This is a genomic window from Pseudonocardia alaniniphila (genome assembly GCF_022524485.1).
Lineage (GTDB): Bacteria > Actinomycetota > Actinomycetes > Mycobacteriales > Pseudonocardiaceae > Pseudonocardia > Pseudonocardia alaniniphila.
The window spans coordinates 22,417-48,601 of sequence record NZ_JAKXMK010000011.1 but is presented as its reverse complement, the minus strand read 5'-3'; the positions used below and the strand labels follow the sequence as shown (position 1 = coordinate 48,601).

The 26,185-nt window shown below is 71.4% G+C and carries 24 protein-coding genes; 11 read left to right on the top strand and 13 right to left on the bottom strand.

The annotated features are described in order from the left end of the window. Positions 1-459: 459 nt before the first annotated feature. Genes MMF94_RS13960 through MMF94_RS13950 form a run of 3 tightly spaced genes read right to left on the bottom strand, consistent with a single transcriptional unit; the run spans position 460 to position 3,531 of the window. Positions 460-1,368: an NADP-dependent oxidoreductase gene (locus tag MMF94_RS13960; RefSeq protein ID WP_241036826.1), complete on the bottom strand. Its 909-nt coding sequence runs from the start codon at positions 1,366-1,368 to the stop codon at positions 460-462. Further along, a complete protein-coding gene (locus tag MMF94_RS13955; protein WP_241036825.1) occupies positions 1,365-2,525 on the bottom strand; it encodes a pyridoxal phosphate-dependent aminotransferase in 1,161 nt (386 codons plus the stop codon). Before MMF94_RS13955 ends, MMF94_RS13960 begins: the two co-directional genes overlap by 4 nt. 40 nt (positions 2,526-2,565) lie before the next feature. Then, on the bottom strand, positions 2,566-3,531 hold the full coding sequence (locus MMF94_RS13950) for an SDR family NAD(P)-dependent oxidoreductase (protein WP_241036824.1): 966 nt from the start codon (positions 3,529-3,531) through the stop codon (positions 2,566-2,568). Positions 3,532-3,614: 83 nt separating this feature from the next. Here MMF94_RS13950 and MMF94_RS13945 point away from each other — a divergent pair, with 83 nt between their 5' ends. Continuing rightward, complete coding sequence (locus MMF94_RS13945) at positions 3,615-4,217, top strand: TetR/AcrR family transcriptional regulator (protein WP_241036823.1); 603 nt, start codon at positions 3,615-3,617, stop codon at positions 4,215-4,217. A 9-nt stretch (positions 4,218-4,226) separates the two neighbouring features. On the opposite strand, the gene MMF94_RS13940 is transcribed toward MMF94_RS13945, so the two are convergent. Then, the gene (locus MMF94_RS13940; RefSeq protein ID WP_241036822.1) at positions 4,227-5,219 is read right to left on the bottom strand and encodes an alanine racemase; all 993 of its coding nucleotides are present in this window, start codon (positions 5,217-5,219) and stop codon (positions 4,227-4,229) included. A gap of 63 nt (positions 5,220-5,282) precedes the next feature. Between MMF94_RS13940 and MMF94_RS13935 the strand changes: the two genes are divergently transcribed. Together MMF94_RS13935 and MMF94_RS13930 are read left to right on the top strand one after the other, a co-directional pair. Further along, positions 5,283-6,653, top strand: a complete 1,371-nt coding sequence (locus MMF94_RS13935) for a glutamine synthetase family protein (protein WP_241036821.1) — start codon at positions 5,283-5,285, stop codon at positions 6,651-6,653. Between the two features lie 99 nt (positions 6,654-6,752). Next, positions 6,753-8,000, top strand: a complete 1,248-nt coding sequence (locus MMF94_RS13930; protein ID WP_241036820.1) for a multidrug effflux MFS transporter — start codon at positions 6,753-6,755, stop codon at positions 7,998-8,000. A gap of 73 nt (positions 8,001-8,073) precedes the next feature. On the opposite strand, the gene MMF94_RS13925 is transcribed toward MMF94_RS13930, so the two are convergent. Continuing rightward, positions 8,074-8,928, bottom strand: coding sequence for an LLM class flavin-dependent oxidoreductase (locus MMF94_RS13925; protein WP_241036819.1), 855 nt, complete (start codon positions 8,926-8,928; stop codon positions 8,074-8,076). Positions 8,929-9,066: 138 nt separating this feature from the next. Then, entirely contained in the window at positions 9,067-9,708 is a 642-nt protein-coding gene (gene yczE / locus MMF94_RS13920; RefSeq protein ID WP_241036818.1) for a membrane protein YczE, read from the bottom strand. Positions 9,709-9,826: 118 nt separating this feature from the next. Between yczE and MMF94_RS13915 the strand changes: the two genes are divergently transcribed. Then, complete coding sequence (locus MMF94_RS13915; protein WP_241036817.1) at positions 9,827-11,812, top strand: TPM domain-containing protein; 1,986 nt, start codon at positions 9,827-9,829, stop codon at positions 11,810-11,812. Between the two features lie 31 nt (positions 11,813-11,843). On the opposite strand, the gene MMF94_RS13910 is transcribed toward MMF94_RS13915, so the two are convergent. The 5 genes from MMF94_RS13910 to MMF94_RS13890 all read right to left on the bottom strand — a co-directional run bounded on the left by MMF94_RS13910 (position 11,844) and on the right by MMF94_RS13890 (position 17,851). Beyond that, positions 11,844-14,168 (bottom strand): beta-xylosidase/alpha-l-arabinosidase, encoded by a 2,325-nt coding sequence (locus MMF94_RS13910; protein WP_241036816.1) that lies wholly within the window; start codon positions 14,166-14,168, stop codon positions 11,844-11,846. 34 nt (positions 14,169-14,202) lie between these two features. Further along, entirely contained in the window at positions 14,203-15,120 is a 918-nt protein-coding gene (locus tag MMF94_RS13905) for a carbohydrate ABC transporter permease (RefSeq protein ID WP_241036815.1), read from the bottom strand. 150 nt (positions 15,121-15,270) lie between these two features. Continuing rightward, positions 15,271-16,170: a carbohydrate ABC transporter permease gene (locus tag MMF94_RS13900; protein WP_241036814.1), complete on the bottom strand. Its 900-nt coding sequence runs from the start codon at positions 16,168-16,170 to the stop codon at positions 15,271-15,273. Positions 16,171-16,240: 70 nt separating this feature from the next. After that, on the bottom strand, positions 16,241-17,551 hold the full coding sequence (locus MMF94_RS13895) for an extracellular solute-binding protein (protein WP_241036813.1): 1,311 nt from the start codon (positions 17,549-17,551) through the stop codon (positions 16,241-16,243). Between the two features lie 51 nt (positions 17,552-17,602). Beyond that, positions 17,603-17,851: a hypothetical protein gene (locus tag MMF94_RS13890; RefSeq protein ID WP_241036812.1), complete on the bottom strand. Its 249-nt coding sequence runs from the start codon at positions 17,849-17,851 to the stop codon at positions 17,603-17,605. A 204-nt stretch (positions 17,852-18,055) separates the two neighbouring features. Between MMF94_RS13890 and MMF94_RS13885 the strand changes: the two genes are divergently transcribed. From MMF94_RS13885 to MMF94_RS13865, 5 genes are all read left to right on the top strand, one after another. Beyond that, on the top strand, positions 18,056-19,048 hold the full coding sequence (locus MMF94_RS13885) for a LacI family DNA-binding transcriptional regulator (protein WP_241036811.1): 993 nt from the start codon (positions 18,056-18,058) through the stop codon (positions 19,046-19,048). A 654-nt stretch (positions 19,049-19,702) separates the two neighbouring features. After that, positions 19,703-20,974, top strand: coding sequence for an ABC transporter substrate-binding protein (locus tag MMF94_RS13880; RefSeq protein WP_241036810.1), 1,272 nt, complete (start codon positions 19,703-19,705; stop codon positions 20,972-20,974). Between the two features lie 155 nt (positions 20,975-21,129). Then, positions 21,130-21,966, top strand: a complete 837-nt coding sequence (locus tag MMF94_RS13875) for a carbohydrate ABC transporter permease (protein ID WP_338104203.1) — start codon at positions 21,130-21,132, stop codon at positions 21,964-21,966. Beyond that, positions 21,963-22,808: a carbohydrate ABC transporter permease gene (locus MMF94_RS13870; RefSeq protein ID WP_241036809.1), complete on the top strand. Its 846-nt coding sequence runs from the start codon at positions 21,963-21,965 to the stop codon at positions 22,806-22,808. Before MMF94_RS13875 ends, MMF94_RS13870 begins: the two co-directional genes overlap by 4 nt. Then, positions 22,805-23,386 (top strand): hypothetical protein, encoded by a 582-nt coding sequence (locus MMF94_RS13865; RefSeq protein ID WP_241036808.1) that lies wholly within the window; start codon positions 22,805-22,807, stop codon positions 23,384-23,386. The genes MMF94_RS13870 and MMF94_RS13865 overlap by 4 nt, the downstream gene beginning before the upstream one ends. 27 nt (positions 23,387-23,413) lie before the next feature. Here MMF94_RS13865 and MMF94_RS13860 read toward each other — a convergent pair whose 3' ends face one another. After that, positions 23,414-23,857 (bottom strand): NUDIX domain-containing protein, encoded by a 444-nt coding sequence (locus MMF94_RS13860; RefSeq protein ID WP_241036807.1) that lies wholly within the window; start codon positions 23,855-23,857, stop codon positions 23,414-23,416. Positions 23,858-23,905: 48 nt separating this feature from the next. Here MMF94_RS13860 and MMF94_RS13855 point away from each other — a divergent pair, with 48 nt between their 5' ends. Then, complete coding sequence (locus MMF94_RS13855) at positions 23,906-24,367, top strand: MarR family winged helix-turn-helix transcriptional regulator (RefSeq protein WP_241036806.1); 462 nt, start codon at positions 23,906-23,908, stop codon at positions 24,365-24,367. Then, on the top strand, positions 24,364-25,629 hold the full coding sequence (locus tag MMF94_RS13850) for an MFS transporter (protein WP_241036805.1): 1,266 nt from the start codon (positions 24,364-24,366) through the stop codon (positions 25,627-25,629). Before MMF94_RS13855 ends, MMF94_RS13850 begins: the two co-directional genes overlap by 4 nt. Here MMF94_RS13850 and MMF94_RS13845 read toward each other — a convergent pair. Next, positions 25,597-26,091: a bifunctional nuclease family protein gene (locus MMF94_RS13845; protein WP_241036804.1), complete on the bottom strand. Its 495-nt coding sequence runs from the start codon at positions 26,089-26,091 to the stop codon at positions 25,597-25,599. The genes MMF94_RS13850 and MMF94_RS13845 overlap by 33 nt on opposite strands. Positions 26,092-26,185 lie beyond the last annotated feature (94 nt).

Below are 26,185 nucleotides of genomic sequence, written 5' to 3'. Positions count from 1 at the left end.
AATGCCGCGACGATCACCTCCCGCCACGGATGACATCTTGCCGAGGTCACGCGTGATGAGAATTCGCCGGCCGTTTATCGGCCCGGAACCGACCCACCGGAGAGGGGCGGAACGGGCAATGTCAGGAATGCTGCGGAAAAGCCTGGCCGGCACCGGCGCACTCGCCCTGACCGCGGCTGACGGCGAAGAACGTGCTGACCTACCTGTCGGTCGGGCCGGTCGCCCCCGGGCAGCGCGGTGACCATCTCCCGGGAGCTTTCGGTGCCGGGTTCGCCGAGGTCGCACGAGCCGCCGAGAGGCTGGGCGTGAACAACGTGGGCTGTGACGTCAGCGCGGAAGGGACCAGCCCGTTGCCGGCGAGAGGAGAGATAGCGATCGGGCAGACCGGGGAGAGCGGGCGGTGGTGGTCACGATGGACCAGGTGCTCAGACCGCTCACATGACCACCACTGCGGCGCGATCACCCGACCTCGATCACCACCTTGCCCCGGGTGTGCCCCGCCTCCACGGTGGCGAGCGCGGCACCCGCCTCGTCGAGGGGCCGGGTATCGGTGACGTTCGGGTCGAGCGCTCCGTCGGCGACCAGCTGCGCGAGCGCGGCGAGCACTCCCGTGCTGCGGTCGCGCTCCACCCCCTTGCCCCCGAGCTCGGCCGCGAGCGCCCGGTCGGCGATCGTCGCCAGGCGTGAGCGGTCGGCCAGCACCTCGGCCACAGCGCGCAGTGCGTCGCCGCCGACGGTGTCGAACACCGCGTCGACGCCCTGGGGTGCGGCGGCGCGGATCCGCTCGGCCACCCCGTCGCCGTACTCCACGGGAGTGGCGCCGTAGGACGCGACGAGATCGTGCTTGCCCTTGCTGGCCGTGCCGACGACGACGAGCCCACGGGCCCGGGCGAGCTGCAAGGTCACCACACCGACCCCACCACCGGCCCCGTTGACCAGCAGCGTCGAGCCGGGTGCGAGGTCGAGCCCGTTCAGAGCGTCGTAGGCGGTGCCGGCCGCCACCGGGAGCCCCGCCGCATCCGCCGGGCTCACACCCTCAGGACGGTGCGCGGCGAACGACGCCAGCACCAGCGCCTGCTCGGCCCAGCCGCCCACCATGCCCGGAGTGCCGCCGAACACCTCGTCGCCGACGGCGAAACCGCCGCAACCGGGACCGGCCGCGACGACCGTGCCGGCCACCTCCCGGCCCAGCACCGCGGGCAGCGCGGTGTTGCCGTAGCCACCGTCGCGCAGCTTCCAGTCGCCCGGGTTGACGCCGGCGGCGCGGACGCGCACCAGCAGCTCGCCCGGCCCCGGCGAGGGAACCGGCAGGTCGAGCATCGTCTCGTTCTCGGGGCCGCCGAACGCGGTGAAGCCGTACGCCCTCATGCCTGCACCGCCGATCGCAGAGCCGCCAGGCGGGACACGGCTTCCGTGAGCACCTCGTCGCGCTTGCAGAAGGCGAAGCGGACCAGTGAACGCCCGAGATCGGGGTCGGCGCAGAACACCGACACCGGGACAGCGGCGACGCCGATCCGTTCCGGCAGGCTCCAGCAGAACTCGGCCCCGTCGCTGAACCCGAGCGCCGTGACGTCGGTGACGACGAAGTACGTGCCGCCCGTGTCGAACACGGTGAAGCCCGCCTCCCGCAGCCCGTCGGAGAGCAGGTCCCGTTTGCGCTGCAGATCGGCCGCCAGGCCGGTGTAGAAGGAGTCGGGCAGCGCGAGCGCGGCGGCGATGGCGGGCTGGAACGGGGCACCGCTGACGTAGGTGAGGAACTGTTTCACCGCGCGCACCGCCGAGACGAGCTCCCCGGGCCCGTGCACCCAGCCGACCTTCCAGCCGGTGACCGAGAACGTCTTGCCGACCGAGGAGATCGTCAGCGTGCGCTCGGCCAGGCCCGGAAGGGTGGCCATCGGCACGTGGGGCCGCCCGTCGTAGGTCATGTGCTCGTAGACCTCGTCGGTGACGATCACCGCGTCGTGCTCGGCGGCCAGCTCGCCGATCAGGGTGAGCTGTTCACGGTCGAACACCGCGCCCGTCGGGTTGTGCGGGGTGTTCACCAGCACGAGCCGGGTGCGGGCGGAGAACGCGGCTCGCAGCTCGTCGGGATCGAACCCGAACGACGGAGGCCGCAGCGCGACCGCGCGCAGCTCCGCGCCGGCCAGGGCGATCGTGGCGGCGTAGGAGTCGTAGTAGGGCTGGAAGGTCACCACCTCGTCACCGGGCTCGCAGAACGCGAGCACGGCGGAGGCGATCGCCTCGGTGGCCCCGGTGGTGACGAGCACGGCGTCGGGGTCGACCTCGAGCCCGTAGAAGCGCCGTTGGTGCTCGGCCACAGCGGAGCGCAGCTCGGGGATGCCGATGCCCGGCGGGTACTGGTTGATCCCGCCCTGGATGTTCGCCGCGGCGTCGCTGAGCAGCGAGGGCGGCCCGTCGGTGTCGGGGAAACCCTGTCCGAGGTTGATCGCGCCAGTGCGCACGGCGAGCGCCGACATCTCGGCGAAGATCGTGGACGTGTGCGGGCGCATCCGATCGACGAGCATCCGCCCACCGTAACCGCTGGACCCGGCGGGAAACCGTGGATCAGGCGTTGAGCTGGTCCGCGACCATTGTCTCGATCTGTGCGCGGCCCGCCCCGCCGAGAGCTCCATCGAGCGCGGAAGCGAGCCGCTCGAACGGGTCCTCCAGATCCAACGTCTCCAGCCGCGCGGCCAGCTCCGGGACGGTCCACAACCCGCCGCTCTTGGTCACCTCGGCTCCACGGGACCATCCGACGTTCACCGTGATCGCGCCACCGCGGACCGACAGCACCTGGCCTGTCAGCGGGCACCCCGCGCTCGCGAGGTAGGCCACGAGCGGCGCGACGACCACGGGCGCCGTCGGGTCGATACCGCCCGCGCCCGCGGTCCGGTCCATTCCCGGCACGCCCGCCGTGAGGCGGGTGCTGACCATCGACGGGCTCACGCAGTTGACCCTGACCCCGAGTCGGGCCAGCTCCACAGCGTGTACGGACGACATCGCCGCCACGGCGGCGTTCGCCGCGGCGTAGCCGGAATGGGTGGGCAACGGGTTCAGCAGACCGGACCCGGACACGGTGTTGACGATCGCGCGGTCGGAAGTCACCCCGGCGGCCGCGCGGTCGCGCCAGTAGGCGGCCGCCCACCGGCTCACCGCGAACGTCCCCTTGAGCTTGACAGCGACGACGGCGTCGAAATCGCGCTCGGTCAGCCTCTCCAGCGCCTTGCTGGCCTCGATCGCCGCATTGTTGACCACCGCGTGCAGATCCCCGAACGCCTCGACCGCGACATCCACCATGCGGCGAGCGTCATCCCACACGGCGACACTGCCCGTGTCGGCCACCGCACGACCACCTGCCCCGACGATCTCCGCCACGACCGCCTCAGCCACCCGGCTGTCGCCACCCGAGCCGTCGATCTCCACGCCCGGGTCGTTGACGACGACGTTCGCGCCCTCCGCGGCCAGGTAGAGAGCCTCCGCCCGGCCGATGCCCCGTCCCGCTCCCGTGACCAGCACTGTGCGACCGCTCATTACACCCATGTCTACCCCCTCGATGCACTGAGCACATTACTACAGTTGATGAACTGATTCAGTCAATGTAGTACCGTGGATGAATGCAGGACGGGACGGGCCGCCGCGCTCGGAAGAAGCAGCACACCCGCACGGCGCTCATCGACGCCGCCACGAGGCTGTTCGACGAGAAGGGTTACGACGGCACCACGGTCGCCGACATCGCCGAGGAGGCAGACGTGAGCACCCGGACCTTCTTCCTGCACTTCCCCACCAAGGAGGACGTGGTACTCGGGGATCCCACAGCCAGGGTCGACGCGGGCACGCTCGCCATCTCCGAACGGAGCCCGGACGAACCGGTACGCGACGTGCTGGCCAGGGCATTGGACGTGATGATCGCCGACTCATGGGCCGGCGACCTGTCCAGCGGGCTCGCCGCTGTTCGCGCACGCCTGCTCACGTCCGTGCCGGCGGTTCAGGCGCGGCTGCTGCAGACATCCTTCACCGCGCAGACGCGGCTGGCCCAGGCTCTCCACGACACCTGTCCCGACGAGCTGGACGAGATCGACGCAGCGGCCCTCGTCGGCGCCGCCATGGGCGCGGTCAACGCCGCGGCGATCACCAGCCTCCGTCGCGGCGCATCACCCGAGCAGGTCAGGGCGGCGATGCAGCGGGCCGCCGCGATCGCGTTGGGCAGGCCTGCATAGCGCTCGAACTCACCAACCCCGCATGTCGACGTCCCAGGTCTCGAAAACCTCGGCACCGTCCACCACATGCATCCGCTCGTGCAGCACGACCGTCGGGTCGACGTGCGCCGGCAGAACCCTGACCCGTTCCCCGGCCCGCACGGGCGCCTGCGGCACGAACGTCGTGTGCTCGTCCGAGCAGAACCGCACCTTCGCGTCCGCGATGGTGGGGAGGCCGTGGTCCATCCCGAGCGCCTTGAGCCCGACGTCGGCGACCGCGTGCGTGGCCGCCACCGAGACCACCGTGCCGAGCACCGACAGCGCCTGCCCGAAGGGGTGCCCGATCGCTCCGTACGCGGTGTCCATGAGGGCGTACGAGCCTGCCTGGATCTCGGTGGCCCAGGTGTTGTCGGCGTACGTGCCGGTTCCGCCTGCGCTGATCACCTCACCGCCCACGTCGGCGGCTGCCGACATCAGGAGCGCCATCGCCTCCGCGGTCTTCCGGGCCCGGTCGGCCGGGTCGGCGACGAGCATGAGGTGGCCCTCGTAGCCCATCACGCCGCGCACCTCGAGCCCCGCCCGGCGGGCCGCGTCGGCGAGATCGCCCGCCTTCTGCGGCGGGCAGCCACACCGCAGCAGCCCGACGTTCACGTCGACGAGCACCTCGCGCACTCCGCCCGCCACAGCCGCAGCCACCGTCTCCGGCGAGTCGACGGCGACGGTGACGCGCGCTCCCGAACGCACGAGCGCTCCGAGGCGGCGCATGTCGAGCACCTCGTTGGCGAGCAGCAGGTCCTCGCCGAGCCCGGCAGCCGCCATCACCTCGCACTCCCGGATCGTGGCGCAGGTGAAGCCGGGGTGGCCGTTCGCGCGCTGGCGGCGCGCCAGCGCGCTGCATTTGTGCGCTTTGACGTGCGGGCGCAGCCTGGTCCCGGGCAGGGCGGCGCTCATCGTGTCGAGGTTGGACTCCAACAGGGCCCGCTCGACCAGCAACGCGGGCGTGGGCAGCTCGTCGATCCGCATGATCGCCACGCTAGCCAGCGTGGTGGTTGGCGCGCTGCGTCGCCGCGGAGGAGCCTGCCAGCTATGACCACCACTTCCGACGCGGTGCCCGACGCCCGGACCGTCGCCGCCGAGCTGTCCGATGCCGGTGTCGCAGGCGTGACGATCAGCTGGGCGGACAACAACGGGATCCCGCGCTCGCGCACCGTGCCCGTCTCCGCGCTGCCCCGGGTGGCAGAGACCGGCATCGGCGTGACCACGCTCTTCGCCGTGTTCGACAGCTCGGATGCGATCACGTACGCCCACGAAGGGCTCTCGTCACCGTCCGGGGACGTCCGGCTCGTACCGGTGCTCGACGGGCTCGTGCCGCTGGCCGGCCAGCCGGCGCTCGCCTGGGCGCCGGGCCGGATCCTCGACGCCGACGGTGCTCCCTGGCCCTACGACCAGCGCGCGGTGCTGGAGCGCCAGGTCGAGGAGCTGGGCAAGGCCGGGCTGACCGCGCTCGTCGGCTACGAGATCGAGTTCGGCGTGTACGCGGAAGGCGGCCCCGACGAGTTCGTTCCCGCCCATCCCGGGCCCGCGTACAGCCCGCACGCGCTCCTCGCGGTCGACGAGTTCATGGCGGACGTACTGCGCGACTTCACCGCGAACGGCCTCGAGATCGGGCAGCTGCACGCCGAGTACGGGCCGGCCCAGATGGAGCTGTCCCTCGCGCCGAGCGATCCCGTCACCGCCGCAGACCGCCAGCTCCTCGCCCGCCAGACGCTGCGCGCCGCCGCCCGCCGCAACGGGCTCCGGTTGAGCTTCGCGCCGCTCCCGGCCCAGGCCGCCGCCGGAAACGGCTGGCACATCCACAGCTCCGTCTGGCGCGACGGGCGCAACCTGCTCGCGGGCAATCAGGAGGGCCCCGGCGCAGAGGGCGCCGCCTACATCGCCGGGTTGCTGCGGGACCTGCCCGCCGTCGCGGCGATCACCGCACCGACCCTCGGGTCGCTGGCCCGCCTGCGGCCCGGGTTCTTCGCGGGGGCGTTCGCGTTCTGGGGTGTGGAGAACAGGGAGGCGCCGCTGCGGTACGTGCCGGGCTCGAAGTTCCTCGGGTCCGACCACGCGAACGTCGAGCTCAAGACGTCGGACGCGTCCGCCAACCCGTATCTCGCGCTGGCCGCCGTGCTCGCCGCGGGCGCAGCCGGTGTCGCCGACGAGCTCTCGCTCGAGCCGCCCGTGCAGGCCGACCCCGGGTCGTGGAGCGAGAAGGAGCGCGCCGAGCAGAAGATCGCCCTGCTCCCGCGGACCCAGGCGGAGCAGGAGGCCGCTCTGACGGGCAACCCGCGCATCCCGGCCGTGCTCGGCGACGACCTGCTGGGCGCGTTCCTCGCGGTCCGGCGATCCGACGCCGCGGCGGCCGAGGACCGATCACCCGATGACGTCCTGGCCGGGCTGCGCTGGCGCTACTGAGGCGCGGGCCGAGAGCTGGCTCACACGATCGGGTGATCGGGAACAGTCGTCGCTTGCCGCGGATTTCACACCGTCGTGACGCTGACTCCCGATCGTGTCGTGACGGCCGTACCGGACACCCGGGGGGCTCGCCTCCGGCTGGTGCTGGTGCTGGGCGCGCTCATCGCGCTGGGGCCCTTCACCATCGACATGTACCTGCCCGCGCTGCCGACGATCAGCACGGATCTGCTGACGTCCTCGGCCACCGTGCAGTTGACTCTCACCGGCACGCTGCTGGGCCTCGGTCTCGGGCAGCTGGTCATCGGACCGCTGTCGGACCGCTTCGGCCGGCGGCTGCCGCTCCTCGCCGGAACGGCCGTGCACGTGCTCGCCTCGGCCCTCTGCCTGATCGCGCCCTCCGTCGAGGTGCTCGGCGGGCTGCGCGTGCTGCAGGGTCTCGGCGCAGCTGCGGGTTCGGTGATCGCACTCGCGATCGTGCGCGACCTCTACTCCGGGCGGGCAGCCGCGACTCTGCTCTCGAGGCTGATCCTCGTGATGGGTGTGTCCCCCGTGATCGCTCCGACGGTCGGCGGCTACGTCCTCGCGTTCACGTCGTGGCGCGGGGTGTTCGCGGTGCTGGCCGTCATCGGGCTCGTGCTCATCCCCGTGGCGGCGCGGCTCCTGCCGGAGACGCTTCCGCCTGAGCGCCGCCAGACGAGCGGCGTGCTCGGCACGTTGCGCACCTACGGCGGGCTGCTGCGCGACCGCACGTTCCTCGGACTCGTGCTCGTCGCCGCGCTCGCGATGTCGGCGGTGATGGCGTACGTCTCCGGCGCCTCGTTCGTCTTCCAGGAGGAGTACGGGCTGAGCGAGCAGGTGTTCGGGCTGGTCTTCGGCACGGCCGCGATCTGGCTGATCGCGGCTACGCAGCTCAACCCGGTGCTGCTGCGCCGCTTCGAGCCGCGTCAGCTGCTGCTCGCCGCCGTCGCGGCGGGCTCGGTGGCCGGGCTGGTGCTGCTCACGGTCGCGCTGCTCGGCCTGGGCGGGGTCATCGGGTTCCTGGTCGCGCTGTGGCTGGTGCTGTTCGCCGTCGGCCTCGCCCTGCCCAACGCCCCGGCCGTCGCGCTGTCACACCACGGCGAGGCCGCAGGCACCGCCGCCGCCCTGCTGGGTGCGGTGCAGTTCGGAGTCGGCGCGCTCGTCTCGCCGCTGGTGGGCGTGCTGGGCAACAACGCCGTTGCGATGGGCACCATCGTCGCCGGCGGCCTGGTGCTCTCGACGCTCGTCCTCGTCGTCGTCGTGCGGCCGTGGCGGCTGCCCGACGTGGAGCCTTCGGCTGCGGCCATGGAAGCCGCGGTCGTGCACTGACCGGCGGGCAGCGGCCGCGGGCGTCGGGGGACGGCTCGGCGGCCGCTGCCGGCCGGTACGAACTAGCCGAAGGTCAGAAGACGATCTCGGCCGCGCGGGAGACCTCGTCGATGTCGTCGGTCGTCCCGATGAGGATGAACTCGTCGGCACCGAGGTCCTCGTACTCCTTGACGGCCTCACGCACGGCCTCCGGCGAGCCGCTCACGCCGGCCGCGGATCCGTTCGACATCTCCTCGCCCAGGAAGCTGTAGTAGTCCTTGACGTTGGCGCGACCCTGGTCCTCCGCGCCGAGGGCGAAGTAGCCGATCGCGACGATCCGGGGCTGGCCGGGGCGCCCCGCCTCCGTCCACGCCGCCCTGGCGGCCTCGAAGGACGGAGCGACCATGGACGCCGGCATCGAGGCGCCGACGTAGCCCTCGCCGATGCGCGCCATGCGCCCGAGCGCCGCAGGGCTGAAACCGCCGAAGAGCAGCGGGATCTGACGGGTGCCGGTGGGCACAGCGGGGTTGACGCCGCCCCCGACCGGGTCACCGTTCCAGACGCTGCGGTAGATCTCGAGGTCGCGGTCGAACCGCTTGCCGCGACCGCTCATCCCGTACCCGTCCACGACGAAGTCGTCCGGACGCCCGCCGATGCCGAGACCGAGCGTGAGCCGGTGGCCGGACACCCCGTCGATGCCTGCCAGTTCCTTGGCCAAGAGCTCTCCCGGCCACACCGGGGCGAGCATGACGTGGCTGAACAGCCCGATCGTGCTGGTCGCGCCCGCCGCAGCCGCGAGCGTGACCGTGTCGCTCACGCCGGGGTAGGCATAACGGCCGACGGTGCCCAGAGTGGAGAAGCCGGCCTCCTCGGCCTTCGCCGCCCACAGCGAAATCGTGTCGGGGCGTACGTTTCGGACCTGGTTCGGAAGCCCGAGACCGATCTTCATGAAATCTCCTTGGCCGATCGATGAGATGGTCGAGGCGCGGCGAGGCCGGCGCCGTCAATCCGTGCAGGCGCGTCGGTGAGCCTTCAACCAAGCCTAGGGCCGACTCCTGCCGCACCTGCGTCCGGTTGATCTTGTGGATCAGGAACCCTCACGTTCGCCTCGGCCGTCCCGCACTGTCAGCAGGGGGAGAAACGCCTGTGTGAGCGGCCCGATGGCGAGTGCGTAGAACACGGTGCCCACTCCGACTGTGCCACCGAGGAGCCACCCGGCGAAGAGCACAGTTGCCTCAATGCACGTCCGGACGAGCCGCACGGACCAGCCGGTGCGGCCGGCCAGACCAGTCATCAGTCCGTCACGCGGGCCAGGGCCGAGCCGCGCCCCGACGTAGGCCGCCGTGGCGACGCCGTTCAGAACGACGCCGCCCACCAGCAGCGCGATGCGCGCGGGGAGCCCCGCCGGCTCCGGGATCACCGCCAGCGCGGCGTCGACGACCAGGGCGATCACGACGACGTTCGCGACCGTCCCGATACCGGGCCGCTGGCGCAGCGGGATCCACAGCAGCAGCACCAGTACGCCGGTGATGGCCGTGACCGAGCCGAAGCTGAGCGGCGTCTGCTCCGTGATTCCCTCGTGCAGCACGTCCCACGGGTTGATTCCCAGTGCCCCGCGGATCTGCATCGCCATGCTGGTCGCGTACAGGACCAGCCCCACCAGCAGCTGCGGGATCCGCCTGGCCGGATGCCGGTTGACGGGGAGCGGGCGGAGATCGACAACGGCCATTGCCCCATCCTCGGGGGTCCCCCGGTCGTGACCAGGGCCAATCCCCGCCAGGTGGACTCCCGGCACAAAGGGCCGCGAGCCGACATGATGGCGACGTCCCCGGATAGCGGAGGTCGTCGTGCGCAGGTTGTCCCTCATCCCTGCCCTGCTCGCTGCGCTGCTGGCCGCCGGCGCCGGTGTGGCGCTCGCCGAGCCGCCGTTCCGGCTCGTCGACCGGGTCAGCGACCAAGCGCAGGTGCTCGGTCCCGGTCAGACGGCGCAGGTCAACGCCGCGATCCAGCGGCTGCGCGCCGAAGACGGCATCGACCTCTTCGTCGTCTACGTCAACTCGTTCGACGGAGCCTCCCCGCAGGCATGGGCCGACCAGACCGCGCAGCTGTCCCAGCTCGGCACCGAGGACGTCCTCCTCGCCGTGGCCACCGGGGACCGCGCGTACTACATCTCGGTCGCCGACGGGTTCCCGCTCTCGGTGGCCGAGACGGACCGCATCCGCACGAGGGACGTCGAGCCGCGGCTGGCAGCAGGCGACTGGGCAGGCGCGGCGATCGGTCTCGCGGACGGGCTGCGCACGGCCGGCAGCTCCGGTCCGGGGGTCCCGGTCGGCGTGCTGGTCGTCGGCGGCGCCGCAGTGCTCGGCGGCGGGGCGTACCTGTTCGCCCGTCAACGGAGGAAGGCGCGGGCCGACGCACCGGCGGCTGCCGGGGCGGGCCCACCTCCGCCCGCACAGCGCGACGAGTTCAGCGATGTCTCCACCGACGACCTCGCGTACCGCGCCAGCGCCGCCCTCATCGACGTCGACGACGCCGTGCGCACCTCCGAGCAGGAGCTGTCGGCGGCCCGCGCCCACTTCGGCGACCAGGCCGTGGCGGAGTTCGCGGCCGCGCTGGAGCAGTCGCGCGCTGACATGCTCGCCGCCTTCGAGGTCCGCCAGCAGCTCGACGACGACCAGCCCGAGGACGAGCCGACGAAGCGGTCGATGTACGGCCGGATCATCCGCACTGCCGGTGCCGCCGACAAGCGGCTGGACGCGCGAGTCGAGGCGTTCGACAAGCTGCGTGGCCTCGAGGCGAAGGCACCGGAGTACATCGCCGGGTTGGGTGGGCGGCTCGATTCCGTCACGGCCCGGCTTCCGGAGGTCGCGACGAGCTGGAGCGCGCTGCAAGGGCGCTACGCCGCCCCCGCGCTGGCGCCGGTGGCGGGCAACCTCGACCAGGCGCGCCAGCTGCTCACCGCGGCGCAGGCGGAGGTCGACGAGGCGCGCACCGAGCTCGCCACCCCCGGCCCGGCCGCGGCCGTGGTGTCCGGGCGGGCCGCGGAGGACGCGATCACGCAGGCCGAGACGCTGCTCGACGGGATCGGGCGGCGGGAGGCCGAGCTCGCCGACGCGGCAGGTCGGGTCTCCGCCGCCCGCGCGGAGGTGGTGCAGGACCTCGCCGAGGCCCGGGCGCTGTCGGCGTCGAACGATGCCGGCGACCTGGGCCCGGTCGTCGCACGGGCCGAGGCCGCTGTGGCGGCAGCCGACCAGGCCGCGTCAGCACAACAGCCCGACCCGATCTCCGCGCTGCGGCTCCTCGACGAAGCCGGTACCGCGCTGGATCAGGGCCTCGACCAGGCGCGGATGGCGAAGGACCGGGCCCGTCGCGCCGCCGCGGCCCTCGACCAGGCTGTGCTCACCGCCCGTTCCACCGTGTCAGCGGCTGGCGACTTCATCGCGACCCGGCGCGGCGCGGTCGGGAGCGAGGCGCGCACCCGGCTCGCCGAGGCACAGCGGCACCTGCAGCAGGCGGGCGCCGGCGGCGACCCGGTCGCCGCACTCCGGGAGGCGCAGCAGGCCGACGCCCTCGCACAGGAGGCCCTGCGGCTGGCGCAGACGGACGTCTCCCGCTGGTCCCGCCCGGTGCCGTCACCCACCGCGTCGAGCGGGATCGACCTCGGCAGCCTGATCCTCGGCGGGATCCTGGCCGGCTCCCGCGGCGGGGGCTACTACGGCGGCGGCCGCAGCCGCGGTGGCGGTTTCGGTGGTGGCGGTGCCCCCCGGAGGAGCCCCGGCAGCTTCGGTGGTTCCGCGACGCGCGGCCGCCGCGGTGGCGGCGGCCGCTTCTAGAGCGCGCTGAACAACTCGACCCTCCTGCGCGTCAGGCCCGGCTGATCGTCACCTCGACCAGCCGGCGGTCGGCCGAGCTCACCTCGTGGACGGGTCCGGTCAGCTCCACCGCTGCCGTCAGCACCGGGCTCTCGCAGTCCGTACCGACGAAGAGCGCGATCGTGCCCGGCTCGACCACCCGCACCATCCGCCGGTCGCTGAAGGCGAGCCGCTGAGTGGGCACGTCGAAGGTGACCTCGGCACTCTCGCCCGCGTCCAGGTGCACGCGGGCGTAGCCCAGCAGCTGCACCACCGGACGCGTCACGGTGGCGACGACGTCCGTGGCGTACAGCTGGACGATCTCCGTGCCGGCCCGCTCGCCGGTGTTGGTGACCCGGGAGACCACCTGGATCGCGCTGTCCGTGGCCACCTGCTCGGCGACGACACGCAGGTCGGCGTGCTCGAACGCCGTGTAGGAGAGCCCATAGCCGAACGGGCGCACGGGCTCGGTGTCGATGTTGCTCACCGAGCTGGCACCCCCGAGCTTCGGGTGCAGGTAGCTGTAGGGCTGGGCACCGACGGAGCGGGGCAGGCTCACCGGGAGCCGGCCCGAGGGGTTGACGCGGCCCGACAGCACCCCGGCGATCGCCGCGGCGCCCTCCTGCCCGGGAAAGAACGCCTGGACGACGGCCGCGCACCGGTCGAGCGCCCACCCGATGGCGTACGGCCGACCGGTGAGGAGCACGAGGACGACCGGGGTGCCGGTGTCCAGCAGCGCCTCCACGAGCTGCCGCTGCACGCCCGGGAGGTCCAGCGACTCGGCATCGCAGCCCTCACCGGAGGTGCCGCGGCCGAACAGGCCCGCCCGGTCGCCGACCACCGCGATGCAGAGCTCCGCGTCCCGGGCGGCGGCCACGGCGACGGACAGGCCGGTGGTGTCCGCGGTGTCGACGTCACAGCCGCGGGTGTACTCGATGTTCGCGCCGGTCAGCTCGGCTCGCAGCGCCCCGAGCACGCTCGACACGTCGAGGCCGAGCTCGGTGCCGGGGTGCTGGGCGAGCACGTGGTTGGCGAAGCTGTAGCAGCCGAAGAGCGCCGAGGTGTCGTCGGCGTTCGGGCCGACAACCGCGATCCGGCTCCCCGTGCCCGGGTCCAGCGGCAGGACGCCGTCGTTGCCGAGCAGCACCACCGACTCCTCGGCCAGCCGGGCGGCCAGCGCGCGGTGCCCGGCCGGGTCGAGATCGATGACGTCGTCCACGGCGGTCTCGTCGAACACCGCGTCGAGCAGACCGAGCCGGGCCTTCTGCCCCAGCACCCGGTGCACGGCACGGTCGACCACCTCCTCGGGCAGCTCGCCGGAACGCACGACGGCGGCGAGCGGAGCCAGGTAGGCCGTGCCGGTGGGCAACTCGACGTCGATGCCCGCCACGAGGGCCTGCGCCGCGGCGTCGCCCAGGTCGGCCGCCACGCCGTGCAGGGTGTGCAGGAACGCGACGGCGAAGTAGTCCGACACCACCGTGCCCGCGAACCCCCACCGCTCCCGCAGCAGACCGGTCAGCAGACCGGCGTCAGCGGCGACCGGAAGGCCGTCGATCTCGGCGTAGGAGTTCATCACCGAGTCCACGCCGCCGTCGAGCACCGCCATCTCGAACGGGGGCAGCAGGACGTCGGTGACCTCGCGCGGCCCGGCGTGCACCGGCGCGAGGTTGCGTCCTGCCCGCGAGTTCGAGTACCCGACGAAGTGCTTGAGGGTGGCCACGACACCGGTGCTCTGGACGCCTCGGACGTAGGCGGTGGCGACCGTGCCGACCAGGTAGGGGTCCTCGGAGATGCACTCCTCGACCCGGCCCCAGCGGGCGTCCCGCACCACGTCGAGCACGGGAGCGAGCCCCTGGTGGACGCCGAGCGCGGCCATCGACCGTCCGATCGCCGCGCCCATCTCCTGCACCAGTTCCGGATGGAAGCTCGCGCCCCAGGACAGCGGCGCGGGGAACGTGGTGGCCTTCCAGGCCGCGAGCCCCGTGAGGCACTCCTCGTGCACCAGCGCCGGAATGCCGAGACGGGTGTGCTCGGTGAGCCAGCGCTGCTTCGCGGCGAGGGCCCTGGCGCCCTCGACGGGGTCGACCGGCGCGGTGCCGAACGGGCGGGTCACATGTCCGAGCCCGTGCCGGGCGAACTCCTCGAACCCGCTCTCATCGGCCTGCATCGCGTCCTGCATCGGAGCGACGTCGCCGCCTGCGCCGGAGCCGCCACGCCCCTCCCACAGGCCCACCAGCTGGGCGAGCTTCTCCTCGAGCGTCATGCGGGCGACGAGCTCGGCGACCCGCGGGTCGTCGACGCCCGTCGCGGCGCTCGTGGTGGACACGTCGGTACTCATGACGTCCTCTCGGAAGTTCGGCGATCGGGGAGGTTCACTTGCCGGTGCCCGCGGTGAGGCCCGCGAGCAGGAAGCGGCGCCCGAGCAGGTAGACCACCAGCAGGGGGAGCAGGGAAAGGGTCACGGCGGCCGTCACCAGCGGCACGTTCGTGCCGTACTGACCCTGGAAGTCCCACAGGCCGAGCGTGAGCACCCGGACGGCCGGGTCCTGGGTCAGCACCAGGGGGAACAGGAACCCGTTCCAGGCCTGCAGTGCGGTGTAGATGCCGATCGTCGCCAGGCCGGGGCGCGACAGCGGGAGCACCAGGGAGAAGAGCGTGCGCATCGTGCCGGCCCCGTCGATGGCGATCGCCTCGTACAGCTCTGTCGGCACGTCCCGCAGGCTCGACGTCAGCACCACGATCGACAGAGGCAGCGCGAAGGCCGCCGTCGGCAGGATGATCGCGAGGAGAGAGTCGTACAGCCGCAGCTGAGTGATCATCAGGTACAGCGGCACGATCACCGCCTGGGCGGGCACCGCCAGCCCGAGCAGGACGACCGAGAAACCGGTGGAGACCAGCCGGCTTCGGCTGCGCACGATCGCGAACGCGGCGGGCAGCGCCAGCACCAGCACGATCGCGACGCACGCCGCCGTCACGAGCAGGTTGTTGAGGAAGTAGCGGGGGAACTCCGACGTGAGGACGGTGACGTAGTTCTCGGCGGTGAGGCTCGTCGGGAGCGCCATCGGGCCGTCGGCGAGATACGCACCGGACGCCCGGAGGCTGGTGACCGCCAGGAAGTAGAGCGGCACCGCCACGATGACGAGCCAGACTCCCGCACCCAGGCCTCCGACGACGTTGGGCCGCTGGTAGGCGCCCGAGCGCCGGGGGCGCCTGCGCGGCGACCACTGCGGCCCGGTGGGAGGAGCAGGCGGCGGCGCCGGGCGCGACGTCGAGGGACTCGTTGTCGTCACAGGCCCTCCTCGCTGACGCTCGTCGGACCCGTGCCGGGGCGTGCTGTGTCCAACGGTGACCTCGCAAGCTCGGTCACAAGCCCTCCTCGCTGACGCTCGTCGGACCCGTGCCGGGGCGTGCTGTGTCCAACGGTGACCTCGCAAGCTCGGTCACAAGCCCTCCCGCTGACTGGCCATCCGGCGGTAGCCCGTGACTCGGGTGATCACGAGCGAGAGCGCGGTGCCGATCACGAGCAGCACCACGGCGAGCGCAGCGGAGTAGCCCATCTGGAAGCTGCGGAAGCCCTCGATGTACATGTGCAGCGGCAGGATCCGGGTGGCGGTGCCGGGCCCTCCGTTCGTCAGGATCAGGACGATCTCGAAGTACGTCAGCGACCCGACGATGATGTGGACGCCGGAAGTGATGATCGTGTGCCGCAGCTGGGGCACCGTGATCGACCGGAACTGCCGCCACCGGCCGGCGCCGTCGAGGGTGGCCGCCTCGTAGAGCGACTCCGGGATCGCCCTGGCCGCCGCTTGGTAGAACAAGGTGTGGAACGGCATGAACTGCCACGAGATCACGAAGAGAACCACGTAGAACGCGAGTGACGGGCTGCCGATGAAGTTGCCGTCGGGCACCCCGACCAGCGGGCCCAGCACGCTCGCCAGCCCGAAGTTGGGATCGAACAGCGTGCCCCACAGCACCGCGATCGCGGCGCCGGACATCAGCTGCGGCACGAAGAAGATCGCCGCGAGCACCGCCCGTGTGCGCTGCTTACCCGCCAGATAGACACCGAGCGGCAACGCGACGGCCGTCTGAAACAACCAGGACAGCAGCGTGAGCATCCCGGAGAGCCGCAGCGAGTCGAGGAACACCTGGTCCCCGGCCAGCGTCCGCCAGTTCTGGATCCCCACCCACACCGGCGGGTTCAGCCCGTCGTAGGTCGTGAAGCTGAGGTAGATCAGCGCCAGCATCGGCACCAGGGCGAACAGCGCGAAGAACACCAGGGCGGGCACGACCCAGCCGAAGCCGGGCCGTGCCACGTCCACATTGGAGGTGGACCGACTCACCGCAGGACCTCGCTGCGCCCGGCCGACGCTTCGCGCGGTGCCCGTGACGTTGGTTCGCTCGCAAGCTCGCTCACTGCGCAGCCGCGTCCATCGCCTGACCGAACTGCTCCGGCGTCATGCTGCCCAGGAACACCTGCGAGAGGTTGGTGAGCATCGCCTGGGAGACGTCGGCCGGGAGGGCCTGGTCCCAGGACTGCGTGAAGCTCGGCGCGTCCTGCACCATCTTGTAGACGTACTGGTTGTAGTCGGCGAACTCGCCGGTGGCGATCTGCTGGTCCAGACCCTTGATCGCCGGCACCTGGCCGACGTCGATCATGCCCTTGACGTAGGCGGGGCTGGTCATGTTGTCGATCAGGAACTTCGTGGCCGCCGCGACGTTCGACGAGCTTGCGGCCACCGAGTAGAAGTTGCTGGGGTTGCCGACGATGACCTTGGGGTCACCGGCACCGCCCTCGACCGCGGGGAAGTCGGCCCAGCCGAGCTTGCCCGCCTTCACGAAGTCCGGGAAGTTGTCGTTGAGGCTCGTGACCTCCCACGAACCCATGAGCTCCATCGCGGCACGGCCGCTGGTGAGCAGCGCCTGCGAGCCCTGGTTGTCGTAGTTGACCGCCGAGAAGTTGCTGCCGAACGCGCCCCGGTCGATCAGATCCTTGATCTGGCGCAGCGATGTGACCACCGCGGCGTCGCTCCACGCACCCGGCGTTCCGTTGACGATCGCCTGGAACTTCCCGGGACCGCCGTTGCGCTCCAGCAGGTACTCCAGGTACATCAGCTCGGTCCACGGCTGGGAGCCGGCCAGGGCGATCGGCTGCACCCCGGCGGCCTTGAGCTTGTCCACCATCTCCAGGAAGCCCTGCCAGGTGGTGGGGAACGTGCCGATGCCGGCCGTCGAGAGGACGTCCTTGTTGTAGAAGAACGAGACGGGCTGCACGCCCTGCATCGGGATGCCGTAGACCTTGCCGTCGATCGTCCCGACGTCGAGCACGCTGGGCAGGAAGGCATCCTTCACCGCGGGGTTCGCGTCGAGGGCGGCGCTCAGGTCGGCCGCCTGACCGGCGTCGACATAACCCTTGAGGTTGCCGCCGCCCCAGTTGTAGAAGACGTCCGGCGCGTTCGGCGATCCGATCGCCGTCTGCAGCGCCGCCTTGTAAGGGTCGTTGACGTAGATCCGGAGTGCGATGTCCGGGCCTTCACCGGCGTTGAAGGAGTCGGCGGCGGCCTGCTGCACATCGTTGATGCCCTCGTTCTTGAGCGTCCACAACGTGAGGCCGCCCCCGCCTGCCCCCGCGGGGCCGGCGGTGCCACAGGCGGCGGTGGCTGTGACGGTCAGCGCGACGGCGGCTGCAGCCAGCGCCGTCCGCATGGTGGACCAGGTCGGCATGTGCTCTCCCTCGGGAGTGGAATCAGTGGTCGGTCGCGGCCTTTGCCCTCGTCAGGCAGCGGCCACGACCCGGGTGTCGGCGGGCTGCTGCGGGATGGTCCGCCGGGTGCGCGACTGCGCGGGAGCGTGCCGCTCGGAGTCGGCGGCGATCGGCCGCTCACCGAGGAAGAAGCCCACAAGTCCCGAGCACCGCAACGGGTCGGTGCCGCGCGAACGGCACCGCCGACCGGCCGGATCGAGCGGTAGTGCCGCTCGTCCTGCGATGCGGGACGAGGCGGCGCCCTGAGGTCGTCTGGTCACTGCGGACTCCCCTTCGAGCCAGGCGCCGAAACTTTCCGAGACTTGCGATTCAAGGTGGCCGACCGTAGGTTTCCGATCCGGCGATCGTCAAGCCCTCGACGGCCGACCGATATCGCGCCGTGACCGCCGCAGAAAGTTTCGGCTAGCATTCGCGCCGCCCTCGGCCCGAGCTCGGGAGGATCCCTGGACACGACCAGCAGCCGCGTGACGATCGCGGAGATCGCCGAGCACGCCGGTGTGTCGGTCCCGACGGTCTCCAAGGTCCTGAACGGGCGCTCCGACGTCGCCGAGGCCACCCGACTACGGGTCAAGCAGGTGATGGCCGACCGCGGCTACCAGCGACGCAAGCCCGGCATCCAGCGGCGGGTCGGCCTGGTGGACATGGTGCTGCCGAGCCTCGACTCGCCCTGGGTGGTCGAGGTGCTGCGCGGCGCCGAGGCCGAGGCCAGGAAGGCGGGCGCCCAGATCGTCCTCACCTCGGCGGAGAACCGTCCCGCGGGCGACCGGCAATGGCTCGACCACCTGACCGCCCGCCGCTCGGACGGCCTCGTTCTCGTAGTGAGCGAGCCCGACCCCGAGGTGGTGGAGCAGCTGGGCGCCCTGCACACCCCGATCGTGCTGCTGGACCCGGTGGGCGGAAGCGACCCGTCGTTCGCCACGGTCGGCGCCACGAACTGGGCAGGCGGGCTCAGCGCCGTCGAGCACCTGGTCTCCCTCGGGCACCGCCGGATCGGCGTGATCTCCGGGCGTCCGCAACTGGTGTGCAGCCAGGAGCGCGTCGAGGGCTACCGGGCCGCGCTGGGACGCGCCGGCATCGCGCCCGACGAGGACCTCGTGTACTTCGGCGACTTCCGGCCCCACGGTGGCCGGCTGGGTGCCCAGCAGATGCTCGACCTGGCCGAGCCCCCCACGGCGATCTTCGCCGGCTCGGACATGCAGGCCGTGGGTGTCTACCAGGAAGCTGCGGCGCGCGGCCTGCGCATCCCCGAGGACCTCTCCGTGGTCGGCTTCGACGACATCGCGTTCTGCGAGGACATGACGCCGCAGCTCACGACGGTGCGCCAACCCCTGGCGCGGATGGCGAGCGAGGCCGTGCGGCTGGCGCTGGCGGCCGAGGACACCACACCCCCACCCCGCGTGGAACTGGCGACGCACCTGGTGGTGCGCGAGAGCACGGGCCCAGCCCCCAAGCCCTGACGCCCCGCGAGCCACCGGTGCAGCAGCGACATGGACACGTGTCGCCGTTCGCGCGGCCCCCGTTCCGCGTCATGTGTCCATGTCGCGACGGGCGGGCTGCCGAAGCCGGACCCACCCCGCCAGAACCGGGTTCCGGCGAAGATCGTCGTGAGATCGGCATATCAGCCCTCGCCACGGCGGACATCTGGATCTCGGAGCGATCATCCGGGCGGCACCAGGGGGCGTCCCGCCGGCAACGCGCAACCAAGTCGCGCGCGACCCCGCTCCGGCGTGAGCCGGCAGCGTCATGGACACGTGTCGCTGTTTGCAAGGCCCCGTTCCGCGTCATGTGTCCATGTCGCGGGCTTGGCTACCCGGGCGCGGTGGGGGTCGGAAGTTTCGGAAATTTACGGATTGTGCGGTTGTTCATCCTGTGCGAACGTAGCAAGCGCTTTCCGCTCCCCGTCATCGTCGATCGGAGATCCGTGAGCACGCGCCCCCTGCCCCACGGAACAGACCGCTGATGTCCTGCACCGGCGCCGCCGGCCCTGGCGGGGGCCTGCAGGCCGAGCCCTCCCCCCTCGGGCTCGGCCTGCAGCACGACCACGGTGTTGACGCTGTCCGGCCCGCTGGTCCCTGACGCAGACCCGATTCCCTACCGACCTGGAGAAACGCATGCTCAACGGAGAGCGTCACCGGTCCCGGTTGCTGGCTGCGCTGGCCGCTGCCCTCCTGATGGTCCTCACCGCCTGCGGAGGAAGCGGCGGTGACGACGGCGGCGGCCCTGTCGAGCTCCGCTACTCGTGGTGGGGCAACGCCGATCGAGCCGAGCTCATGCAGCAGGCGATCGCGATCTTCGAGACCGAGCATCCCGACATCAAGATCGTCCCGAACTTCTCCGACTTCGCCGAGTACTGGCAGAAGCTCAACACCGAGTCGGCGGGCGGCGGCACGCCCGACGTCCTGCAGATGGACTTCAGCTACCTGCGCGAGTACGGCGACCGTGGCCTGCTGCTGAACCTCGACGAGGTGGAGAACCCCGTCCCCGTGAACGACCTGCTGCCCGGACTGCAGCAGGCGGGTGTGGTCGGCGGGGAGCGGTTCGCGGTGGCCCTGTCGGGCAACACCTGGGGGATGATCTACGACCCCGCGGCGTTCCAGGCCGCCGGCGTCGCGATCCCCGAGCGCTGGACCTGGGAGGAGTACGGGGCGGCCGTCACCCAGGTTGCCCGGACCGCCGGCATGGCGGGCGCGTGGGACTACACGTCGATCATGGGCGTCTTCGAGATCTGGCTGCGCCAGCAGGGCAAGGTCCTCTTCACCGAGGACGGCCGGATCGAGGCCACGCACGAGGACCTGCAGCGGTTCTGGCAGCAGGGCGTCGACCTGCGCGCGGCCGGTGCGTTCCCGCCCCAGGACAAGGTCGCCCAGGCCCTGCCGGTCACCGTGATGGGTGCCGACCTCGCGGCGTCCACCGTGAACCTCGACAGCATGCTCACCCGGTACGCGGGGGAGTCCGAGCGGAAGCTCGCTCTCGGCGCGCTGCCCAGCTCGAACCCCGACGACCTGGGGCTGCGGCTGCGTCCAGGCATCCTGCTCTCGGCGTTCAGCGGCACCGACCACCCGCGCCAAGCCGCGGAGCTGATCGACTTCATGGTCAACGACCCGCGCGTCGGGGAGATCTTCGGCGGTAACCGCGGCCTGCCGGCCAGCAACGCGCAGCGTGAGGCCGCCACTCCGAAGCTGTCGGCGACCGATGCGGCCGTGGCCGAGTACGAGAACACGATCGCCCAGTACCTGACGGTGCCCTCGACCCTCCCGCCCGCAGGTGTCGGCACCGCCGACTCCGCCTTCCTGCGCATCAACGAGGAGCTGGCCTACGGCCGCATCTCGGTGCAGGACGCCGCGGCGCAGTGGTTCAACGAGACCGAGGCAGCACTGCGGTGACGGCGGGGACCAGTGCGGGGCCCACTCTGTCCGGGAGCCCTCCGCCGAGCGCCGGTCCCCCTCGGGCCCACCCCCGGACGGGCGGGCGCGCACGGCGATCGCTGCGCTCGGACGGACCGGCCGGGTACTTCTTCCTGAGTCCGTGGATCCTCGGCATGGTCCTGCTGACGCTCGGGCCGATGCTGGCGTCGCTCTACCTGTCGTTCACCGACTACAACCTGTTCACGGCGCCGGAGTGGGTCGGGCTCGAGAACTACGTCGACATGTTCTCAGACCAGCGGTGGCGCCAGTCCGTGCTGGTCACGCTCACGTACGTGGTGCTCTCGGCCCCGCTCAAGCTGGCCGTCGCACTGGCTGTCGCGATGTTGCTGGCCCGGCCGCGCAGGGCTCAGGGGTTCTACCGCTCGGCGTTCTACGCGCCCTCGCTGATCGGCGCGAGCGTCAGCATCGCGATCACGTGGCGTGCCCTTTTCAGCGACGACGCCGCTGTCGACCGGGTGCTCACGGCGATCGGCTTCCCGTCGGGCGGGTGGGTCGGCGATCCGTCGCGGGCGCTGATGATCCTCGTGCTGCTCGCCGTGTGGCAGTTCGGCGCCCCGATGGTGATCTTCCTGGCCGGGCTCCAGCAGATTCCGCGCGAGTTGTACGAGGCCGCCGAGTGCGACGGCGCGGGCGCGTGGCGCAAGTTCTGGTCGATCACCCTGCCGACGCTGTCGCCGGTGATCTTCTTCAACGTGCTGATGGAGACGATCGGCGCCTTCCAGGCGTTCACCAGCGCATTCGTGGTGAGCAGCGGCAACGGTCTCGGCGGTCCTGCGGGCTCGACGCTGTTCTACACGCTCTACCTGTACGAACGCGGCTTCCAGGACTTCCGGATGGGATACGCGTCGGCGATGGCGTGGATGCTCCTTCTCGCCGTCGGGCTGGTCACCGCGGTGCTCTTCCGCACGTCGCGCTCGTGGGTGTTCTACAACGACGGGAGCAACTCATGAACGCGATGAGCACCCGTGTCCGCCGGGCGGTCTGGCACGCCGCCGCGCTCGCGATCCTCGTGGTCTTGCTCTACCCGGTGGCCTGGACGATCGGGGCGTCGTTCAAACCGTCGACGGACATCGTCGGCAGCCTCGAGCTGTTTCCCGCCGAGCCGACGGGGGCGAACTACGCCCGGGCCGCTGAGGGTATCGCCGGGGTGAGCGTGTGGACGTTCTTCCGCAATTCCGTGGTGCTGGCCGGGCTCGCCGTGATCGGCACGGTGGCGTCGTCGGCGATGGCGGGATACGCGTTCGCCCGGCTGCGCTTCCGTGGCCGCGGCCTCATGTTCACGATGATGATCGGCACGTTGTTGCTGCCGTTCCACGTCATGATCATTCCGCAGTACATCATCTTCCAGCGGGCCGGGCTGATCGACACGTTCGTGCCCCTGCTGATCGGCAAGTTCCTCGCCACCGAGGCGTTCTTCGTGTTCCTGATCGTGCAGTTCATGCGCACTCTGCCGAAGGAGCTCGACGAGGCCGCCACGATCGACGGCTGCGGCCACCTGAGACTGTTCTGGAACGTGATCCTCCCGCTGTCACGGCCGGCGCTGATCACCGTGTCGATCTTCACGTTCATCTGGACGTGGAACGATTTCCTCGGCCCGCTGCTGTATCTCAACAGCCCGGAGAACTACCCGCTCCCGATCGCGCTGCAGGCGTTCATCGACCAGACCACCACGTCCGACTACGGGGCGATGATCGCGATGTCGCTGCTGGCGCTCGTCCCCGTACTGCTGTTCTTCCTGGCCTTCCAGCGCTACCTCGTGGAGGGCGTGGCGACGTCGGGGGTGAAGGGATGACCACGGAGACCACGCACGTGAGCCGGCTGGAGCTCTTCGCCGAGTGCCTGCTTCTCGGCGTGCTGGTGGCAGTGGCGGCGTTGCCCGTCGTCACGCTTCCGGCAGCGCTCGCAGCCGGGTGCTCGGGCGTCCGCAGAATCGTCGACCATCGGGCCGGCGGTGCCCGCATCTTCGTCAGCGACCTGCGCGCAGCCCTTCGGACGAGCGCACCCGCAGCGGTCGGCGTCGCAGGCGGCGGGGCGCTCCTCGGGTTCGACGCGCTCGTCCTGCTCCGGGCTCCGGTGCCGGGTGGCGCGGCTGTGGCGATGGTCGTCGTAGCTGCCGGTGCGGGCGCGCTCGTCGTCCTCCTGCGCGCCGCGGCGCGGTGGCGTCCCGACGGGCCGTCGTGGCTCGCGCTGGTCCGGCTGGCGGCGTCCCGTGCCCGTGCCGATCTCTCCGGCAGTGCCCTGCTGGCCGGGGCGCTCGTCGCCGTCGCGGTGCTGACGTGGCAGCTCCCGGCGTTGCTGCCGCTGTCGCTGGGCTGCCTGGTGCTGGCGGGCGCGGCCGTCGAGACGCGTGCGGACGTCCGGCGGGGCTGACTCCACGTCCGCCGTCGGCCCCATCGGTCAACCCGCTCGGACGCCGTACTCCAGGTACCAGGTCTCGCCTGCCGCCCTCGCCCCCAGCGCCGCGACGACCCGGCGATGCAGCCACGGAGCCAGCCGGGGAGCGAGCTCGCCGGGCGGGACGTAGGTCCACGAGGCCAGCTCGTCGGACGGGAGGCTGATCGCACCGATCTGCCGGTCGTCCAGCACACCGCCGTCGAAGACGAACAGCACCCGGCTGACACCCTCGCGCGGGGCCCAGTCGACGACCAGCAGCGCACCGGGCGCCAGGTCGAGGCCGAGCTCCTCCCGCAGCTCCCGCACGCATCCCTCACGGGGTGTCTCGCCGTCCTCGACCATCCCGCCCGGGATCTCCCACGTCTCCTTGTACGTCGGCTCGACGATGAGCACGCGCTCTGCGGCGTCCACGAACAACGCTCCGGCCGCGATCAACGCTCGGGTCACCCGAGGAGTATAGTTGCTTGTTGGCAGGCAACTACATGAGGGGGCGACATGACGCAGACCTTCGACAACGACGACGTCATCAGGCTCCGGGTGGCTCTGTCCCGCATCGCGCGCCTGCTCGACCGCCAGTCCCGAGGCGCCTCACTGACCCGCACCCAGGCATCCGTGCTGGCCACGGTCTCCCGACTCGGGTCGGTACGGCTGTCCGATCTGGCCGACGCCGAGGGTGTGAACCCCACCATGCTGTCGCGCATCGTCGCGAAGCTGGAGGACCGCGGCCTGCTCAGGCGCAGCACGGATCCCGACGACCGGCGAGTGGCCCACGTCGAATGCACCGACGCCGGCACCGCGGAGCACCTGCGTGTGCGCAACGAACGCACCCAGCTGCTCAGAGAACGACTCACCGGGCTGTCCGAGGCCAGCGCGGCCGAGTTGCTCGCCGCCCTACCGGCCCTGGAGTCACTCGCAGACCAGTGCTCCCCACACAATCCACGCAAGGAGTCTCAATGACCGTAGTCGGCGAGCGGGCACTCGCCCCCCTGTATGCGCTGCGCCGACAGACTTTCGCGTCCCTGTCCAACAGCAACTACCGCCGCTACCTGACCGGCCAGTCGATCTCGCTCGTCGGCACCTGGATGCAGACGATCGCGCAGTCCTGGCTGGTCCTCCAGCTCACGGGCTCGGCCACCGCGCTGGGCGTGGTCGTCGCGCTGCAGACCCTGCCCACGCTCCTGCTCGGCCCCTACGGCGGCGTGATCGCCGACCGGATGGACAAGCGCAAGCTGATGATCGGCCTGCAGTCGATGATGGGCGTGCTCGCGCTGCTGCTCGGGCTGCTGACCATCACCGGAGCGGTCCGCCTGTGGGAGGTCTACGTCCTCGCCGTCCTGCTCGGACTGAACAACAGCTTCGAGAACCCCGCACGCCAGTCGTTCGTGCTGGAGATGGTCGGCCCGACGGACCTGCGCAACGCGGTCAGCCTCAACTCGGTGCTCGTCAACTCGGCCCGGGCGGTCGGTCCGGCCGTGGCCGGCATCGTGATCGCCACCGGCGGCATCGGCCTGTGCTTCCTGCTCAACGCGGCGAGCTTCGTCGCGGTCGTCGTGTCGCTCACCCGGCTCGACGTCTCGAAGCTCAGCCCCTCGACACCGGCGCCGCGGGCGCCCGGGCAGCTGCGCGAGGGCCTCAGCTATGTGAAGCGGACCCCGCGGCTCGCGGTCCCGCTGCTGATGATGGCGCTGGTCGGCTGCCTCGCGTACGAGTTCCAGGTGGTGCTGCCGATCGTCGCCAGCGAGACGTTCGCCGGAGACGCGCGCACCTACGGGTTCCTGACCGCTGCCATGGGTGTGGGCGCGGTCGTGGGCGGGCTCTACGTGGCTGCGCGTGGCCGCACCGGAATGCGGTCGATGGTGGTCGGCGCCGTCGCGTTCGGCGTGGCGATGCTCTTCGTCGCGCTCTCCCCGACACTGCTCGTGGCGCTGCTGGGCATGGCCCTGGTCGGTGCGGCGAGCGTCGCCTTCCAGTCCACCGGCAACAGCACGCTGCAGCTGACCGCCGCCCCGCACATGCGAGGGCGGGTGATGGCGCTGTGGGCCGTCGCGTTCCTCGGGTCCACCCCGATCGGCGGCCCGATCGCGGGCCTGGTCAGCGGACACTTCGGGGGGCGTGCCGGACTGATACTGGGAGCGCTGGCATGCCTTGTCGCGGCCGGGTTGGGAGCGATCTACGTCCGGCGGGAGTCAGCGGCCCGCGCTGCCGAAGTCATCGGGTGACACGTCGTCGAGGAACTCCCGGAAGTCGCGTAGCTGCTGGTCGGGCGGGGCGTCCGTGCCGTCGGGGAAGAGGTCGGTGATCGGCTGACCGACGTCGTCGAGGATCTCGTCGGCGACGCCGATCGACAGCCCGTACCGCACCGCGACGGCCAGTGCGTCGCTCGGCCGGACCTGCACCCGGGTGCTCGAGTCGAACACGAGGGCAGCGGAGAAGCGGCCGTCACGCAACTCCGTGATCTCCGCGCCGTCGAGCCGGTGCCCGAGACCCGCGACGACGGGCAGGAGCACGTCCTGGGTGAGCGGCGGGTCGGACTCGGTCCGGCGCCCGGCCGCGATCACCTCCGCCGGGGCGCGGTGCAGGAACACCGGCAGGCAGCGGTCGCCGTCGATCTCGCCGAGCAGGAGCACCGGCTCCCGCGTCCGCGTGTGGACCACCAACCGCAGCACACGCATCTCCCGCATCCCGGCAGTGTGGGACACCGCCTGCGGCCGCGCGACATCTCCTGTCCGTCCGCGGGGCTAGTGTCGCGGAAACGGGGTTCCTTGCCCGGATCCG